Origin of the sequence: Stutzerimonas stutzeri (assembly GCF_024448895.1) — a bacterium.
Lineage (GTDB): Bacteria > Pseudomonadota > Gammaproteobacteria > Pseudomonadales > Pseudomonadaceae > Stutzerimonas > Stutzerimonas stutzeri_Q.
Genome location: NZ_JAMOIC010000002.1, coordinates 42,263 through 60,243, shown reverse-complemented (window position 1 = coordinate 60,243; position 17,981 = coordinate 42,263). Strand labels below are relative to the sequence as shown.

Annotated in this window: 14 protein-coding genes and 1 riboswitch; of the genes, 7 read left to right on the top strand and 7 right to left on the bottom strand. The window is 60.7% G+C overall.

All coding sequences use genetic code 11. The annotated features are described in order from the left end of the window. The first annotated feature begins 25 nt into the window (after positions 1-25). Both ligB and NA619_RS02560 read left to right on the top strand, forming a co-directional pair. Positions 26-1,693, top strand: coding sequence for an NAD-dependent DNA ligase LigB (gene ligB / locus NA619_RS02565; protein WP_255959630.1), 1,668 nt, complete (start codon positions 26-28; stop codon positions 1,691-1,693). Positions 1,694-1,750: 57 nt separating this feature from the next. Continuing rightward, entirely contained in the window at positions 1,751-2,131 is a 381-nt protein-coding gene (locus NA619_RS02560; protein WP_255959628.1) for a DUF1090 family protein, read from the top strand. A 3-nt stretch (positions 2,132-2,134) separates the two neighbouring features. Here NA619_RS02560 and NA619_RS02555 read toward each other — a convergent pair whose 3' ends face one another. Beyond that, positions 2,135-2,581: a c-type cytochrome gene (locus NA619_RS02555; RefSeq protein ID WP_255959626.1), complete on the bottom strand. Its 447-nt coding sequence runs from the start codon at positions 2,579-2,581 to the stop codon at positions 2,135-2,137. Positions 2,582-2,651: 70 nt separating this feature from the next. After that, on the bottom strand, positions 2,652-3,086 hold the full coding sequence (locus NA619_RS02550; protein WP_255959624.1) for a hypothetical protein: 435 nt from the start codon (positions 3,084-3,086) through the stop codon (positions 2,652-2,654). A gap of 183 nt (positions 3,087-3,269) precedes the next feature. Here NA619_RS02550 and NA619_RS02545 point away from each other — a divergent pair, with 183 nt between their 5' ends. The 4 genes from NA619_RS02545 to NA619_RS02530 all read left to right on the top strand — a co-directional run bounded on the left by NA619_RS02545 (position 3,270) and on the right by NA619_RS02530 (position 9,188). Then, positions 3,270-4,523 carry a cation:proton antiporter gene (locus NA619_RS02545; protein WP_255959622.1) on the top strand — a complete coding sequence of 418 codons (1,254 nt, stop codon included), beginning with the start codon at positions 3,270-3,272 and terminating at the stop codon, positions 4,521-4,523. A gap of 93 nt (positions 4,524-4,616) precedes the next feature. Continuing rightward, a riboswitch (S-adenosyl-L-homocysteine riboswitch) is annotated at positions 4,617-4,768 on the top strand. A 23-nt stretch (positions 4,769-4,791) separates the two neighbouring features. Then, positions 4,792-6,201, top strand: coding sequence for an adenosylhomocysteinase (gene ahcY / locus NA619_RS02540; RefSeq protein ID WP_255959620.1), 1,410 nt, complete (start codon positions 4,792-4,794; stop codon positions 6,199-6,201). An 81-nt stretch (positions 6,202-6,282) separates the two neighbouring features. Beyond that, the gene (metF, locus tag NA619_RS02535) at positions 6,283-7,134 is read left to right on the top strand and encodes a methylenetetrahydrofolate reductase [NAD(P)H] (protein WP_255959617.1); all 852 of its coding nucleotides are present in this window, start codon (positions 6,283-6,285) and stop codon (positions 7,132-7,134) included. A gap of 233 nt (positions 7,135-7,367) precedes the next feature. Continuing rightward, positions 7,368-9,188, top strand: coding sequence for a DEAD/DEAH box helicase (locus NA619_RS02530; protein ID WP_255959614.1), 1,821 nt, complete (start codon positions 7,368-7,370; stop codon positions 9,186-9,188). A 91-nt stretch (positions 9,189-9,279) separates the two neighbouring features. Here NA619_RS02530 and adeC read toward each other — a convergent pair whose 3' ends face one another. From adeC to NA619_RS02505, 5 genes are all read right to left on the bottom strand, one after another. Next, positions 9,280-10,710, bottom strand: a complete 1,431-nt coding sequence (gene adeC / locus NA619_RS02525; protein ID WP_255959613.1) for an AdeC/AdeK/OprM family multidrug efflux complex outer membrane factor — start codon at positions 10,708-10,710, stop codon at positions 9,280-9,282. After that, a complete protein-coding gene (locus NA619_RS02520) occupies positions 10,707-13,841 on the bottom strand; it encodes an efflux RND transporter permease subunit (RefSeq protein WP_255959611.1) in 3,135 nt (1,044 codons plus the stop codon). The genes adeC and NA619_RS02520 overlap by 4 nt, the downstream gene beginning before the upstream one ends. A gap of 6 nt (positions 13,842-13,847) precedes the next feature. Further along, a complete protein-coding gene (locus NA619_RS02515; RefSeq protein ID WP_255959609.1) occupies positions 13,848-15,011 on the bottom strand; it encodes an efflux RND transporter periplasmic adaptor subunit in 1,164 nt (387 codons plus the stop codon). Between the two features lie 238 nt (positions 15,012-15,249). Next, complete coding sequence (locus tag NA619_RS02510; RefSeq protein WP_255959607.1) at positions 15,250-15,825, bottom strand: YceI family protein; 576 nt, start codon at positions 15,823-15,825, stop codon at positions 15,250-15,252. A gap of 22 nt (positions 15,826-15,847) precedes the next feature. Further along, positions 15,848-16,402, bottom strand: coding sequence for a cytochrome b (locus NA619_RS02505; protein ID WP_255959606.1), 555 nt, complete (start codon positions 16,400-16,402; stop codon positions 15,848-15,850). Positions 16,403-16,569: 167 nt separating this feature from the next. Between NA619_RS02505 and NA619_RS02500 the strand changes: the two genes are divergently transcribed. Further along, positions 16,570-17,976: an adenosylmethionine--8-amino-7-oxononanoate transaminase gene (locus tag NA619_RS02500; protein ID WP_255959604.1), complete on the top strand. Its 1,407-nt coding sequence runs from the start codon at positions 16,570-16,572 to the stop codon at positions 17,974-17,976. Positions 17,977-17,981: the final 5 nt, after the last annotated feature.

Sequence of the window (17,981 nt, the reverse complement as noted above, 5' to 3'; positions counted from 1 at the left end):
GAACCCACTGAGCAAGGATGCTCACATGCAACGCCTGATTGCGTTATGGCTGTGCTTCACCCCAATCCTGGGCCTGGCCGAATGCCCCAACTGGCCGAACGACCGCGGCATTGCTGAAACCCATCGTCTGCAGCGACAGCTAGCTGAGTGGGACGACGCCTACCACCGCCGCGGGGTGTCCCTGGTTGATGATGAGATATACGATCAGGCGCGCCTGCGTTTGCAGGTATGGCAGGACTGTTTCGAACCGCACCGCACGCGTACGGATCCGCTGATTACCGCCGGCGGCGAGTCAGCCCACCCCATCGCCCAGACGGGCTTATCCAAACTGGCCGACAAGGCCGCCGTTGCTGCCTGGATTGCGCCTCGCAGCGACCTGTGGATTCAACCGAAGGTCGATGGCGTCGCGGTGACACTGCTCTACCGCGACGGCAAACTGGTGCAGGCCATCAGCCGCGGCAATGGCCGGCGCGGCATGGATTGGACCGCGAAGGCCCGGACGATCCCCAGTGTTCCGTCCCAATTGCCGACCACTGCGGACATCGTCCTGCAAGGTGAACTGTATTGGCGATTACCCGAGCATGTTCAGGCCGCCGCAGGGAGTGCAGGCGCGCGTAGCGATGTTGCCGGTGCTATGGCACGGCAGGCGCTGGACGCGGATACCGCTGGGCATATCGGCCTGTTCGTCTGGGACTGGCCCAACGGCCCGGCAGACATGCAGGCGCGCCTGGACGGATTGGTCGCTATGGGTTTTCAGCAGAGCGCAGCACTGACATTGCCCATCAACACCTTCGAGCAAGCCGTGCACTGGCGTCACCGCTGGTTCAACCAACCGCTGCCCTTTGCCAGCGATGGGGTGGTGCTGCGCCAGGGGCAGCGCCCGGACGCCGGGCGCTGGCAAGCTGAACCACCAAGCTGGGCAGCGGCCTGGAAATATCCGCTGCGAACAGCACTGGCGACGGTGCGCAGCGTAGAGTTCAGCATTGGTCGCAGCGGTCGAATAACGCCAGTGTTGCAACTGGAGCCGGTGCAGCTGGATGACCGGCGCATCGCTCGCGTCAGCCTGGGCTCGCTGCAACGCTGGGAAGCTGAGGACGTACGCCCCGGCGACCAGATCACCATAGCCCTCGCCGGCCTCACCATTCCCCGATTCGAACGCGTCGCCTGGCGCGCGCAGCAGCGAGCTAAAGTCGAAGCCCCCGACCCCGGCGACTATCATCCTCAAAGTTGCTGGCAGCCCGGGCCGGGATGCGATCAGCAATTTCTGGCACGACTAACCTGGCTGAGCGGCAAACAGGGGCTCGATTTACCAAACCTCGGCGCCGGAACCTGGAAACGCCTGGTCGAGGCAGGCGAGCTGAATGACCTACTCGGTTGGCTGGAGCTCGACGCGCAGCGCCTTCAGCGCGTTCCTGGAATCGGTCTGCGCAAAGCGGAAGGTCTGGTTGCCAGCTTTCAGCTGGCCCGCGAGCGCTCCTTCGACGCCTGGCTTCGCGCTATCGGCCTGCCTCCCAGCCGCTCGGTGACACTTGGCCAGGACTGGCACGTACTGGCGAGCCGCAGTAACGATCAATGGCTCACCGAGCCGGGAATTGGTCCAGGGCGGGCGCAGCAGTTGCGAGATTTCTTTGCTGATCCGAACGTTCGTTCATTACAGCAAAAGCTCAATGCTGAGAAGGTTGCAGGCTTCTGATGGCACTTAGCGGACTCTATCCAGTCTCAGGGCAAGAACAATAAAAACGGAGCGTGCATGACTCTCAAGCGATACACCTTTGCCCCGCTGATACTGGCCTGCTGCATCATGCAGTCGGTGGGTGCGGAACAGGACCCGAAGGATGTCTGCGCCGACTCGCGCGAGCGTATCGGCGAGCAGATAAAGGAAGCGCGGCTACAGGGCGACAAGGCGAGGCGCACCAGCCTGGAAGAGCAATTGCAACAGCTGAACAAGACCTGTCGTGGCGTGGTCCCTGTGCAACCCAATCACCTGGCAATCGAGAGAGCGACACGTACGGCCGATGAACGCGAAGCGCAGCTGCGCGAAGCCTTGGGCAGTGGCGATCCGGAGCGAATCGAGTTGAGCAAGAGGCGGCTGGATCATGCTCGGCAGCAGCTGGACGCCGCCAAGCGCTAGCCCTCAATAAGCGCGAAACTCCTTGTGGCAGGCCTCGCACGCATCCTCGACCCGCTGAAACGCCGGTGAAACGATCTGCGCCGTAATCGGACCACCCGTGGTAGTGGAGACCAATGCCGCCGTGCGCGCTTCGAGCTCTCGCGCCAGCTCGTTGAAACGCGCTTGCTGTTGCCAGACGTCGTCACGCGCATCGCTCTGCGCTTCCTTGACCTCCGGGTAATGCTGCCAAGGCTGGCGCGACAGTTCATCGAGCTTGGTCGCGCCGCTGGCGAATTCCTGGGGATTGAACTCCAGGCGCCCGCGCAGCATCCCACCGAGGTCTTCCTTAACGTCGAGCATCTGCTGGTAGATCGCCTTACGCTTGCCCAGTGGCGAATTCGGATCGATTCGATCACAGCCTGCCACAGCGAGGACGGCAATCAGCGAGACACACAAGGACAACAGCTTCATTTCAACCACTCATGAACACAACGGGCGGCGATTATCCCTGCCGCCGTTCAATTCACCAAACCCCGACAGGTCACTGCGACCATTCACCACCCGCACTTTCACAATCGATCTTTGCCTGAGCGCGGTCGGTAGACTCGTAGTTGTACGTCACGATACGAGCGGTTTCAGGCACGGTGGTCGGCGCAGGCGTGTCGTTTGCCTGACTACCGGTGGCGCGTTCGTTGGCCAGTGTCTCCGGGGTCAATGCTGCCGTGCAGACGCCGAAATGACCGGACGGGCAGCTGTCGCGGATTTCACGCTGGGAATTCTTGATGGCTTCGTTGTCCTGGCAGACCCAGTCGATGGAATCATCTTCTGCGCCCTGAAACTCAAAGCATTTTTCCGTCACGACCGGTGGCGGCACGGCGCCGGACGTTTCCGCAGTGACGTAGCAGGAATTAGCCGCCGCCGGCAGGGACACCGCGGCACACACCGCAAGCAGCACAGAACGTAAGGAGAGGTTCATGTTGTCAGCTCCAGAGGGTCAATGGCCCGACGAGGTTCACCGAACCTTCATGTTCGACCCACCCGCCACCTGCTGAGTTCGTCGTCTTCGGGCGTTGCCGTCCGTAGCGATGGTCGGCACCAATCGTCGCTGGAGCGGGTCAACTCACCAATCACCCTATACAACCGTCTAGCTGGGGCCTGCATGCTGGAAATATCGGCACTGTTCATCACCCTCACCGCACTACTCGCTTATGTGAATTATCGGTTCATCAAACTGCCACCCACCATTGGGGTGATGGCGACGGCGCTGGTGTTTTCACTGCTGCTGCATGCGCTGGCGATGCTTGGATTCCCGCAGCTCGAGCGGCTGATCGAGTCCCTGATCGGCCGGATTGACTTCAATCACCTGTTGATGGACGGCATGCTGTCTTTTCTGCTGTTCGCCGGCGCGCTGCACATCAATCTCGCGGACCTGCGCGCGCGGCGGTGGGCCATCGGCCTACTGGCTACCGCAGGCGTACTGTTCTCCACCGCGGTAATCGGTTTCGGCAGTTGGTGGATTCTCGACCTTTTCGGGATGCAGCCGCCGCTGATCTATTGCCTGCTGTTCGGCGCACTTATTTCCCCGACCGACCCCATCGCAGTGCTCGGCATCATGCGATCTGCCGGAGCGCCGAAGGCGCTGGAGACCACCATTGTCGGCGAGTCGTTGTTCAACGACGGAGTCGCGGTCGTCGTCTTCACTGTGCTGCTGGGCGTACTGGCACGCGGCGAAGCGCCGGGCGCCGGGGAAGCTGTCTGGCTGTTCGTCGAGGAAGCTGGCGGCGGCATGCTGCTTGGCGCGCTGCTCGGCGCCCTGACCTTCGCCCTGCTGAAAAGCATCGACCAGTATCAGGTCGAAGTGCTGCTGACCCTTGCCCTGGTGCTCGGAGGCTACACCCTGGCAACGCACCTGCACGTATCCGGGCCGATTGCCATGGTGGTGGCGGGCCTGATCATCGGCAACCAGGGGCGCAAGCATGCAATGTCGGCGCATACCCGCGAGAACCTCGACAACTTCTGGGAGCTGCTCGACGAGATACTCAATGCGGTGCTGTTCGTTCTGATCGGAATGGAGCTGGTACTACTGCCCTTCAGTGCGCAATACCTGCTCATCGCCCTGTGCGTCACGCTGCTGATCCTCGCCACTCGCCTGGCCGCGGTCGGCCCACCTGCGTTGTTGCTGCGCAAGATGGGCCGCGCGCTGCCCAACGGCACGGTGCGTATCCTGACCTGGGGCGGGCTGCGAGGTGGAATTTCCGTGGCGCTTGTACTGGCACTGCCGGCCAGCGAAGAACGCAATCTGCTGCTCAACATCACCTACCTGGTCGTGCTGTTCTCGATTCTGGTCCAGGGGTTGAGCATCGGCCGGTTGGTGCGCCAGATCTGCACCCGTGACAAAGCCACTAGTCACTGACGAAGAGCGCTGCGTCGGGCTTGGGATTGCTCGCGGTCGCGGCTATAATCGCCGAGCTTCACACCGCCGACGCTGTTCGGCCGTGCCCGCCACCTGTCCGAGGGGCGCTGCAGCAGGGCGAAAGCCTGTTTTTGATCTCGCAAGCCACGCGGCTTATCTGTCGCGCCGCAGCAGATCCAAATCAGGCTCTACCTGTCAGGCTCGGATGGGGCGTTAACCATACGCATCAACGGCGCCCATTCGCACAAAACGAATGGAGAACTCTTCAATGAGCGCTGTCATGACGCCTGCAGGTTTCAACGATTTCAAGGTCGCCGACATTTCCCTGGCTGACTGGGGTCGTCGCGAGATCATCATCGCCGAATCAGAAATGCCCGCCCTGATGGGCCTGCGCCACAAGTACGCCGGTGAACTCCCGCTCCAGGGCGCGAAGATTCTCGGCTGCATCCACATGACCATCCAGACCGCCGTACTCATTGAGACGCTGACCGCCCTCGGCGCTGAAGTGCGCTGGTCCAGCTGCAATATCTTCTCGACCCAGGATCAGGCCGCCGCCGCAATCGCCGCCGCTGGCATCCCTGTGTTTGCTTGGAAAGGCGAAACCGAAGAAGAGTACGAGTGGTGTATCGAGCAGACCATCCTCAAGGATAGCCAGCCGTGGGATGCCAACATGATCCTCGACGACGGCGGCGATCTGACCCAGATCCTGCATGACAAGTACCCGCAAGTGCTCGAGCGCGTACATGGCGTCACCGAGGAAACCACCACCGGTGTGCATCGCCTGCAGGACATGCTGAAAAAAGGCACCCTGAAAATCCCGGCGATCAACGTCAACGACTCGGTCACCAAGAGCAAGAACGACAACAAGTACGGCTGCCGTCACAGCCTCAACGACGCGATCAAGCGCGCCACTGACCACTTGCTGTCTGGCAAGCAGGCATTGGTCATCGGCTACGGTGACGTGGGCAAAGGCTCAGCACAGTCGCTGCGCCAGGAAGGCATGATCGTCAAGGTGTCGGAAGTCGACCCGATCTGCGCCATGCAGGCGTGCATGGACGGTTATGAGCTGGTTTCCCCTTACAAGGACGGTCTAAATGACGGCACCGACGCCTGCATCGACACCGCACTGCTGGGCAAGATCGACCTGATCGTCACCACCACCGGCAATGCCAACGTCTGTGACGCCGGTATGCTCAAGGGCCTGAAGAAGCGCGCACTGGTGTGCAACATCGGTCACTTCGACAATGAGATCGACACCGCCTTCATGCGCAAGAACTGGGCGTGGGAAGAGGTCAAGCCGCAGGTACACAAGATCCACCGCACCGGCCCGGGCAGCTTCGATGCGCATAACGACGACTACCTGATTCTGTTGGCTGAAGGCCGTCTGGTGAACCTGGGCAATGCTACCGGTCACCCTAGCCGGATCATGGACGGCTCGTTTGCCAACCAGGTGCTGGCGCAGATCCACCTGTTCAACGAGAAGTTCGCGGACCTGCCGGTTACCGAAAAGACCAAGAATGTCACGGTCATGGTGTTGCCGAAGAAGCTCGACGAAGAAGTCGCAGCCGAAATGGTCAAAGGTTTCGGCGGCGTCATCACCCGCCTGACCCAAGGCCAGGCCGACTACATCGGAGTGGAAGTCGAAGGTCCGTTCAAGCCGGACAGCTACCGCTACTAATCAAGGCCACAGCCGCACCGGTCTCCAGGGTGAGTCTGCTCATCCAGGACCCGGTGTGGCTGGTCGATGAAAGGAATTGTCATGTCACACCCACGTAGCCACAGCTTCAGCTTCGAGTTCTTCCCCACCAAGACCGACGCCGGGCACGAAAAACTGATGGCAACGGCCAGCCGCCTGGCCGAGTACAACCCGGACTTCTTTTCCTGCACCTACGGTGCCGGCGGTTCGACTCGTGATCGAACCCTGAATACCGTGCTGCAGCTCGACGGCGAGGTGAAGGTGCCAACTGCGCCGCACCTGTCCTGCGTTGGCGACAGCAAGCAGGAGTTGCGCGAACTGCTCAACCTTTACAAGGACGCCGGCATCAAGCGCATCGTCGCGTTACGTGGCGACCTGCCGTCAGGCATGGGCATGGCCAGCGGCGAACTGCGCTATGCCAACGAACTGGTTGAGTTCATTCGCAGCGAAACGGGCGATCACTTCCATATCGAGATTGCGGCCTATCCCGAGATGCACCCTCAGGCACGCAATTTCGAAGACGATCTTGCCAACTTCGTGCGCAAGGCCAAGGCGGGTGCCGACAGCGCCATCACCCAATACTTCTTCAACGCCGACTGCTATTTCTACTTCGTAGAGCGGGTACGCAAACAAGGCGTCGAGACGCCGATCGTTCCGGGCATCATGCCGATCACCAACTACAGCAAACTGGCACGCTTCTCCGACGCATGCGGCGCCGAGATCCCGCGCTGGGTTCGCAAGCAGCTGGAGTCCTACGGGGACGACATGGAGAGCATCCAGGCCTTTGGCAACCAGGTCATTACCGAAATGTGCGAGAAGCTGCTCGCTGGCGGTGCGCCCGGTCTGCATTTCTACACCCTGAACCAGGCTGAGCCTAGCTTGGCCATCTGGGACAACCTCAAGCTGGTCCGCTGATCATCAACCGCTCCCTGCAGAAACAGGGAGCTGGTCAATGAACCTGCGAACTGACACACTGTCCTAGCAATGCGGCGTTAACAGGCTCTGTTATACTCCGCGCTTCCGCCAGGCTTACGCCCGGATGCCAGCATCTTCAAATGCGGCAGGACCGGACGGGATCGCACGCCAGTCGCGATTCGAGCCAGGCATGACCATCCCAGGGCCGCGCCCTACACAAGACAGGATTACTCATGTCCTTTGCTTCCCTCGGTCTCTCCGAGGCTTTGGCCGGTGCCGTCGAGGCCGCCGGTTACACCCAGCCTACACCAGTGCAACAGCGGGCTATTCCCGCCGTGTTGCAAGGACGCGACCTGATGGTCGCTGCACAGACGGGCACCGGTAAGACCGGTGGATTCGCACTTCCCGTACTGGAAATTCTGTTCCCAGGCGGTCACCCGGACCGCGAACACCGTCACGGGCCGCGCCAACCCCGCGTACTGGTACTGACGCCGACGCGCGAACTTGCTGCCCAGGTTCATGACAGCTTCAAGCTATACGCCCGCGACCTGCCGCTGAAAAGCGCTGTCATCTTTGGTGGCGTCGGCATGAATCCTCAGGTCCAGGCCATTGCAAAAGGCCTCGACGTGCTCGTCGCCTGCCCTGGCCGTCTGCTCGATCTGGCCAACCAGAAGGCGGTTGACCTCTCCCATGTAGAGATTCTGGTCCTCGATGAAGCCGACCGCATGCTCGACATGGGCTTCATCCATGACGTTAAGAAGGTCCTGGCGAAGCTGCCGACCAAACGTCAGAACCTGCTGTTCTCGGCCACGTTCTCTCAGGACATTACCGACCTCGCCAGCAAACTGCTGCACGAGCCGGAAAAAATCCAGGTCACGCCGCCGAACACCACGGTAGAACGCATTGAACAGCGTGTTTTCCGCCTGCCTGCCTCGCACAAGCGTGCACTGCTGGCGCACCTGATCACCAAAGGTGCCTGGGAACAGGTCCTGGTGTTCACTCGCACCAAGCATGGCGCCAATCGCCTTGCCGAGTATCTCGACAAGCACGGGCTGCCGGCAGTCGCGATTCACGGCAACAAGAGCCAGAACGCACGCACCAAGGCGCTGGCTGACTTCAAGGCCAACCAGGTGCGCATTCTGGTCGCCACAGATATCGCCGCCCGCGGCCTGGATATTGACCAGCTGCCACACGTGGTCAACTTCGAACTGCCGAACGTCGAGGAAGATTACGTTCACCGCATCGGTCGTACTGGCCGAGCAGGCCGTAGCGGCGAAGCGATTTCGCTGGTCGCGCCCGACGAGGAAAAGCTGCTCAAAGGCATCGAGCGGATGACCAAGCAGAAGATCCCTGACGGCGATCTGATGGGCTTCGACTCCAGCACCATCGAGGCGGAAAAGCCTGAAGTGCGCGAACCACGCCAGCCGCGCCCGCCCCGCAACGGCGAGCGCAAGCCACGCCCCGAGCGCGCTGCCAAAACCACCGAAGCCGCTGGCGAGTCGAAAGAGCGCGATCGCAACCGCCGCGGGCGTAGCAAGCCGCGCGGTGCCAGCGCAAGCCAGGCAGCACCCGCACAGGGAGCCGCAGCTGCACCAGTGAGCCGCCCGCCTCGCCTGCCTAATGATCGAGACCCAGAAGTGTTTCTCGATGACGAACTGGACAACTTCGGCAACAAGGTCGATTACGTCAGCCCGTACCAGAACAAGCAGGGTCGCGGGCGCCGCCCCGGCGCTCCAGCTCAGCCTGGCGCTCAACCGCGTGCAGCGGCCGCCCCACGTGGCGGTTCCGCACCCGCGGGCGGCGCTGCTGCTCCCGGCAAGGGCAAGCGTCAGGGTCCTGCGCGCGGTGGCCAGCCTAGGCGCAAGAATGAGGGACGCCGGATCGACAATGAAGGTCCGGCTCGTCAGGAAGCAGCCGTCAAGCCTAAGGAAAAGCAGCCGGTGATCATTCACAAGGAGTCGAAACTTGATCGGCTGCCTAGTGCTGATCAACTCGAACAGCTGCCGACCCGGCCGCGCGGCGAGAAGCCTGCCTTGCTGACTCGCAACCGCTAAGTCGAGCATACAAAAACGCCGCCCTCTGGGCGGCGTTCTTGTTTCAGCGATGCGGTGTAAGTACCGGCAGGTTCGCCCGCCGGTGACCACCTCAGCCCTCGTCGGCGACCGGTTCGGCTTGGGCATCCCATCCACCACCCAGGGCCTTGAACAGCTCCACCTCACTGGTCATTTGTGCCAGTCGGTCACCGATGAACTGCTGCTGCACGTCGAACAGTTGCCGCTGTGCATCCAGAAGCGTCAGGTAGCTGTCGACACCCGTGCGGTAGCGCCGCTCGGCAAGCCGATAATAGTCCTCGCTGGTTTCCAGCAAATCACGCTGAGCCTGAACCTGGCGAACATAGGTGGCTTGCGCGGCCAGTCCATCTGCCACTTCGCGGAACGCCGTCTGAATCGCGCGCTCATACTGCGCCACCTGGATATTGCGACTGATCTCGGCGTAGTCGAGGTTGGCTCGCAGTTGCCCTGCGTTGAAGATGGGCACACTGATGCTCGGCGCGAAGTTCCAGTAGCTGGACCCACCATCGAAAAGCCCTGAGAGCTCGCTGCTGGCCGTCCCCGCCGCGCCTGTGAGGCTGATCCGAGGGAAAAATGCTGCTCTCGCCGCGCCGATATTGGCGTTCGCCGCTCGCAATTGGTATTCGGCCTGAAGAATGTCAGGGCGCTTGTAGAGCAGATCGGACGGTAGCCCCACCGGCACGGTGGCTAGCAGATCGCGCTCCAGTCTGCCGTCGGCAGGTACTTCGACCGGGACACTCTGGCCCAGCAGCAAGCCGAGCGCATTACGATCCTGCGCGACCTGACGGGTGTAACGCTCAATGCGTACACGGGCGGTATCGACCGCACTTCGGGCCTGGCTCAGTTCGAGCGACGAAGCCACGCCGACGTCAAAACTGTGCTGGGTAAGTGAAAGGCTTTCTTCAAAGGCCTTCAAGGTGTCGCGACTCACCTGAAGCAGGGCCTGGTCGGCCTGCAAGGTCAGCCAGGCGTTGGCAACACTGGCAATCAGGCTGATCTGCGTGCTGTGCTGGGCCGCCTCGGTGGCGAAAAACTGCTGCAGGGCCTCTTCACGAAGGCTGCCCAGACGCCCGAACAGGTCCAGTTCCCAGGAAACACCGAGCGTCGCGCTGTACTGGCTGCTAATCGCACCTTCACCAGTTTGGTTCAGATCACCCGGGGTGCGGGTGCGGCTACCAGAGCCATCACCACTTACCGCCGGCAGCAAATCGGCCCGCTGCACGCGATAAAGCGCACGATAGGCATCGACATTCAACGCGGCGATTCGCAGGTCACGGTTGTTCTCCAGCGCACCGCTGATCAACTGCCGCAGAGCGGGGTCCCGGAAGAAGCTCTGCCAGTCCAGGGTCATCTGCTGCCCCTGTGCAGCGCTGGCTGAACCGACATAGGCTTCGCCCTCGGGCCAGCTGGCGGCCGTTGGAGTGTCGGGGCGCTGGTATTCGGGTATCAACGAGCAACCGCTCAGTGCGGCCAGCAGCGCGACACTCAATAGAGACCTCTTCATTGCGTATCTCCCTTCGGTGCTTCGACATTGGCTTTTTTACGCTTGCCAATCGAAGACACCAGCACATAGAACAGCGGCACCCAGAAAATAGCCAACAGCATGGCGCTGAGCATGCCGCCGATCACGCCGGTACCGATCGCATGTTTGCTGCCGGCACCCGCCCCACTGGAGATTGCCAACGGAAGTACACCAAGCATGAACGCCAAGGACGTCATGATGATAGGCCGCAAACGGATGCGGCAGGCTTCGATCGCTGCGTCGGCTATCGTCATCCCCTGCTCATGCAAGGTTTTCGCGAATTCCACGATGAGAATCGCGTTACGCGCCGACAACCCTACGGTGGTCAGTAGTCCGACCTGGAAGAAAACGTCATTGGACAGTCCGCGCCCCATGGTAAAGGCCAGCGCACCAACGATGCCCAGCGGCACGACCAGCATGACCGACAGCGGAACCGACCAGCTCTCGTACAACGCTGCGAGCGCGAGGAAGACCACCAGCAGGGACAGCGCATAGAGTGCCGGCGCCTGCGAGCCAGATAAACGCTCCTCATAGGATTGGCCGGTCCATGAGTAGCCAATGCCTGCTGGCAACTGACTGGCGATCCGCTCGACTGCCGCCATGGCTTCGCCGGAGCTGTAACCCGGTGCAGCCGCCCCCAGTATCTCCATCGCCGGTACGCCATTGAACCGGGTCAGCTTGGGCGGGCCGTACGTCCACTCACCCGTAGCGAACGCGGTAAACGGCACCATCTCACCCGCCGAGTTGCGCACATACCATTTGCCAAGATCCTCCGGATTCATCCGTGAGGTGGGCTCGCCCTGCATGTACACGCGCTTGACCCTACCTCGATCGATGAAGTCGTTGACGTAACTCGAGCCCCAGGCGATCGAAAGTGAGTCATTGATCGCGGCAAGGGAAACCTGATGCGCGCGCGCTTTTTCATCGTCGATGATCAGCCGATACTGCGGCTCGTCACGCATTCCATTGAAGCGCACGCCGGTGAGCGTTGGCTCCTCGGCGGCGAGTTGCATGAACTGATCACGTGCCTTTGTCAGGGCTTCATGGCCGAGCCCGGCCTGGTCCTGCAGAAACACATCGAAACCGGTGGCATTGCCCAGCTCCATCACGGCTGGCGGTGCGAAAGCGAACACCATGGCGTCGCGAAGGCTGAAGAAGTGGCCCTGAGCGCGCTCAGCGAGATCGAAAACACCCTGCCCAGCCTCTTTGCGCTCCTCCCACGGCTTGAGCATGATGAAGGCCATGCCTGAACTCTGACCACGACCCGCAAAGTTGAAGCCGGTAATGGTGAACACCGAATTGACCGTCTCGCTTTCCTCGGTCAGCAGGTATTCCCGCATTTGCTCGACGACCTCCTGGGTCCGGCTAGCGGTCGAACCAGCTGGCGTCTGAACCTGTGCGAACAGCACACCCTGATCTTCCTCAGGGAGGAAGGCCGTGGGAATGCGCGTGAACATCCAAATCATGATGCCTACGATGAGCAGGTACATCAGCAGGTAAGGCAATTTGCGCCGCAGCACAGCAACCACTCCACGCTCGTAGCGTAGGGTGCCGCGCTCGAAGGTCCGGTTGAACCAGCCGAAGAAACCACGCTTGCCCTCATGGTCGCCGCTGTGCGGCTTGAGAATGGAGGCGCATAGAGCGGGCGTGAAAATCAGCGCGACCAATACCGAAAGCACCATGGCCGAAACGATGGTGATGGAGAACTGACGGTAAATGACCCCGGTGGAGCCGCCGAAGAACGCCATGGGCAATAGCACGGCGGAAAGCACCACGCCGATACCCACCAGCGCGCCCTGGATCTGGCCCATCGATTTGCGAGTCGCCTCCCGCGCAGAGAGCCCCTCCTCTCGCATCACCCGTTCGACGTTCTCCACCACCACGATTGCATCGTCCACGAGCAGACCAATGGCCAGAATCATGGCGAACATGGTGAGCGTGTTGATGCTGTATCCGAACGTTAGCAGCACCGCGAAGGTGCCCAGGATCACCACCGGCACGGCCAGCGTCGGAATCAGCGTCGCCCGCAGGTTCTGCAGGAACAGGAACATAACCAGGAAGACCAGCACGAAGGCTTCCAGCAGCGTATGCACGACACCTTCGATAGAGGCTGAGATCACCGGCGTGGTGTCGTAGGGATAAACGACCTCGACCCCCGGCGGGAAAAATGGCTCCAGCTCGGCGATGGTTTGGCGAACCGCTGTTGCGGTATCAAGCGCGTTGCCACCCGCAGCGAGGCGTATGCCCAGACCCGCTGCAGGCCGGCCGTTGTACTCGGCGCGAATCGCGTAGCTTTCGGCGCCGAGTTCGACCCTGGCAACGTCGCGCAGTCGAACCTGTGCTCCGTCGGCATTGACCTTCAGCAGGATCTTTTCGAACTGCTCTGGCGTCTCCAACCGCGTCTTGCCAATGATGGTGGCGTTGAGCTGCTGGGTTTCCACCGCAGGCAGGCCGCCAAGCTGACCGGACGAAACCTGAACGTTCTGTTCCTGTATCGCAGACCGGACGTCCACCGCCGTAAGCTGGTACTGCTGCAACTTGGCCGGATCGAGCCAGATACGCATCGCGTACTGGGCGCCAAACACCTGGAAGTCACCGACTCCCGGGGTACGCGAGATCGGATCCTGCACGTTGGCCACGATGTAGTTGGCCAGGTCGAAGTTAGTCTGCCGCCCGTCCTGGGACACCAGCGCCACTACCATCAGGAAGTTACGGGCCGATTTCGACACGCGTATGCCCTGCTGTTGAACCGCCTGGGGCAGCAGAGGCGTGGCGAGCTGCAGCTTGTTCTGTACCTGCACCTGGGCGATGTCAGGGTCTGTGCCTTGCTCGAAAGTCACGTTGATGGTCATGCTGCCATCGGAGTTGCTTTCCGATGAGATATAGCGCAATCCGTCGAGCCCATTGAGCTGTTGCTCGATGACCTGGACGACCGTGTCCTGAACAGTCCGCGCCGAAGCGCCCGGATAATTAACTGAGATCGACACGTTCGGCGGTGCAATGCTCGGGTATTGGTTGACCGGCAGATTAAGGACCGCCAGCGCGCCGGCAAGCATCAACACCAAGGCGATCACCCAGGCGAAGATTGGCCGGTCGATGAAAAAGTTGGACATGTCTGGTTATTCCCCTTGGCCAGCAGCGGCTGCGCCAGCCTGGTCTTCGCTCTGCCCGGCCTGCTTGACGTTACCCGCCGGCTGCGGATTGACCTCCACACCAGGGCGAATGAACTGCAGCCCCTCGGTGATCACTCGATCACCTGCCTGCAGGCCTTCACTCACCAGCCAACGATTACCGACCGCACGCTCTGTCTTGATCTGACGCAGCTCGACCCTGTTGTCCGCACCCACCACCATCGCTGTCGGCTCGCCACGAGCGTCACGAGTCACGCCCTGCTGAGGCACCAGCAAGGCCTGCTCTCGAACACCAGCCGGCAACCGCGCATGCACGAACATGCCTGGCAGAAGGTCTTTTTCCGGGTTCGGGAACTTGGCGCGAATGGTGACCGAGCCTGTGCCTTCGTCCACGGCCACTTCCGCAACTTCCAGTGTGCCGTCATGCGGATACTCGGAGCCGTCCGGCAGGATCAACCGAGCCTTGGCTGCACTGTCGCCGGCCTGCTGCAGCCGGCCACTTTCCAGATCGCGCCGTAGGGCAATCAGATCCTGCACCGGCTGGGTCACATCGACATAGATCGGATCAAGCTGCTGGATAGTTGCCAGCTCCTGCGCCTGGCCGTTGCTCACCAACGCACCCTCGCTTACTGCAGAACGGCCGATTCGCCCCGATATGGGCGCGAGCACCTTGGTGTAACGGAGATCGATTTTTGCCCGCTCAAGCTCGGCCTGAGCCTGCAACGTCGCAGCTCGAGCCTCCTCATGGGCCTGCTGGCTCACCGCTTGCTCCTTGACCAGCAGCCCATAGCGATCCGACAGCGACTTGGCCGAGGCCATCCGCGCCTGCGCACTTTTCAGAGTGGCCTCGTATACGGCTGGATCGATCTGATAGAGCTGCTGCCCCTTGTTCACTTCACTGCCTTCAGTGAACAGACGCTTCTGAATGATTCCGCTGACCTGCGGCCGGACCTCGGCAATGCGGAAGGCAGTGGTTCGACCCGGTAGCTCCGTCGTCAGCTCAAACGGCTCAGCACCGAGCGTCACGATGCCCACCTGCGGCGCCTGGTCTGCAGCAGCAGGGGCCGTTGCCTGCTCATCCTGACAGCCGCTCAGCACAGCCGCGGCGGCAAAAAGGGTTATCAGAGCAGCACTGGCTGACTTGATTGACATCGAAAGCGACCTCATTGAACAGATAGTCCCAAGCAGAACAGCTTGGGCAGACTCGAATGGCAGAATGCGGCGAATATACTTACATTCACCAATGTCTGTAAACAGACGATCACGCCACCAATGCTCTATTACGCCGATTTAAATGATTAATTGGCACGCCGTGGTAGCGGCTTTTCATATCAACGCAGCAGAAACAAGAACGCCGGCTTTCGCCGGCGTCACATGAACAGCGTTCGGTTTACTGGCGGATGCCTTCCACCGAAATGATCAGGTCCACGGTTTGCGAAGCCGGGCCCAGATCCATCTTGATATCGAAGTCTTTCAGCTTGAGGGTCGTCATGCCTTCAAAGCCGGCACGGTAGCCACCCCACGGATCCTTGCCCTCGCCGAGAAACTTGGCCGCGATCACAACGGGCTTGGTAACGCCGTTCAGGGTCAGGTTGCCAGTGATGTCAGCGGTGCCGTCACCGGTCGACTTGACCGACGTGGACTCAAAAGTGGCAGTCGGATGCTTGGATACGTTGAGGAAGTCATCGCTGCGTAGGTGCTTGTCCCGCTCGGCGTGATTTGAATCGACGCTGGCAGTCTGCAGTTTGACGTTGACCTTGCTTGCTTCCGGCTGATCGGCGTCGAAGCTGAAGCTGCCGTCGAATTCCTTGAAGGTTCCCCACAGCCAGCTGTAGCCAAGGTGGCTGATCTTGAAATTGACGAAAGCGTGTTGGCCTTTGGTGTCGATCGCGTAATCGGCGGCAGCTACGGGACCAGCGACGATCATCGAGCCCAAGGCAAGTGCAGCAAGGGTTTTCTTCAGCATGGATGACTCCTTTGAGGGTTTATCAGGCATCGGCGCGGCCGAACATCCGCTTTAGCGTCGGATCGCGATCGATGAAATGGTGCTTGAGCGCGGCCAGGGCGTGCAGACCGGAGAAGATCACCAGGCCCCACGCCATGAACTCGTGAATAAGGCCGGCAATGTCTTCCTGATTTGGAATAGAGGTGACCAGTGCCGGCACTTCAAACCAATCGAACACGCTGATGGAGCGGCCATCAGCCGTGGAGATCAGATAGCCGGAAATCATTACTCCAAACAGACCAAGGTAGAGAACGCCGTGGCCAACCTTGGTGGCCAGGCGGGTCAGCTCGCCATGACTGGCAAGCGGCGCCGGGCCACTGCTCAGAAAACGCCAGCTGACTCGCAACACCATCAGGGCCAGCAACAACAGGCCGATGCTCTTGTGTATGTCAGGGGCGGTGCGATACCAGCTGCTGTAATAGGTAAGCCCGACCATCCAGTAACCCAGTGCGAACAACCCAACTACGACAAGCGCCACCAGCCAGTGCATCACGATGCTGACCAGGCCGTAATTGCTGGAGGAATTTCGCCATTGCATGGGGTCGCGTCTCGAGAAAGTAGAATGGGGTTAGCCTAACGGCTAATAGATCGAAATGAATCGCATTTTTTCGTTTCAAAATATCGGCCAGGCAGATAGATCTCCACGGTCCGGCCTGCTGTTCGGTTTCTGCTAGGCTGCGCCGACGCCAAAGCCAAGGAGCAACAATGAGCCTGAATGACAGCTGGATGCAGCGCGACCTTTCCGTACTCTGGCATCCCTGCACCCAGATGAAAGATCACGAGCAGCTTCCGCTGATTCCCATACGGCGCGGCGAGGGCGTCTGGCTGGAGGATTTCGACGGCAAGCAATACCTCGACGCAGTCAGCTCCTGGTGGGTCAACGTATTCGGGCATGCCAATCCGCGAATCAATCAGCGCATCAAGGACCAGCTTGATCAGCTCGAACACGTGATGCTTGCAGGCTTCAGTCACCAGCCTGTGGTGGAGCTGTCGGAGCGACTGGTACAGATCACCCCCGACGGGCTCGAGCGGGTGTTCTACACCGACAATGGCTCCACCGGCATTGAAGTTGCCTTGAAGATGAGCTTTCACTACTGGCGCAACGTCGGGCAGCCGAACAAGCAGCGCTTCGTGACGCTGACCAACAGCTATCACGGCGAAACCGTTGCCGCTATGTCGGTGGGCGATGTCGCGCTGTTCACCGACACTTACAAGCCTCTGTTATTGGATACCTTCAAAGTGCCAAGCCCGGACTGCTATCTACGGCCCGACGGAATGAGCTGGGAAGATCACTCGCGCAACATGTTCCTGCATATGGTGCAGACGCTGGCCCGCCATCACCAGGAGATCGCAGCGGTCATTGTCGAACCCCTGATCCAGGGCGCCGGAGGGATGCGCATGTATCACCCGGTTTACCTGAAACTGCTGCGTGACGCCTGTGACCGCTACGACGTGCACTTGATCCATGATGAAATCGCTGTGGGTTTCGGCCGTACCGGAACCATGTTTGCCTGTGAGCAAGCGGGCATCACGCCGGACTTCCTGTGCCTGTCAAAGGCGCTTACAGGCGGCTACCTACCAATGGCGGCAGTGCTGACCACTGACAAGCTGTACCAGGCGTTCTACGACGATTACACAACCTTGCGGGCCTTCCTTCATTCGCATACCTACACCGGGAACCCGCTGGCATGCGCAGCAGCCCTGGCCACCCTCGATATCTTCGAACAAGACGGGGTCATCGAAGCCAACAAGGCATTGGCTACCAGAATGGCCTCCGCTACAGCCCATCTTCGCGATCATCCACACGTCGCTGAAGTTCGGCAGACCGGCATGGCGGTTGCGATCGAAATGGTGCAGGACAAAGCAAGCAAGACGCCCTACGCCTGGCAAGAACGCCGCGGGCTGAAGGTCTATCAGCATGCTCTACAGCGAGGTGCGCTGCTGCGGCCGTTGGGCAGCGTGGTGTATTTTCTGCCGCCCTACACCATTACCGAAGAACAGATCGACTTCCTCGCCGAGGTCGCCACCGAAGGGATCGATATCGCGACGCGCAGCGCTGTAAGCGTGGCCGTAGCTCCAGGAGCACCGGACGAATTCCGCGACCCTGGCTAGTGCAT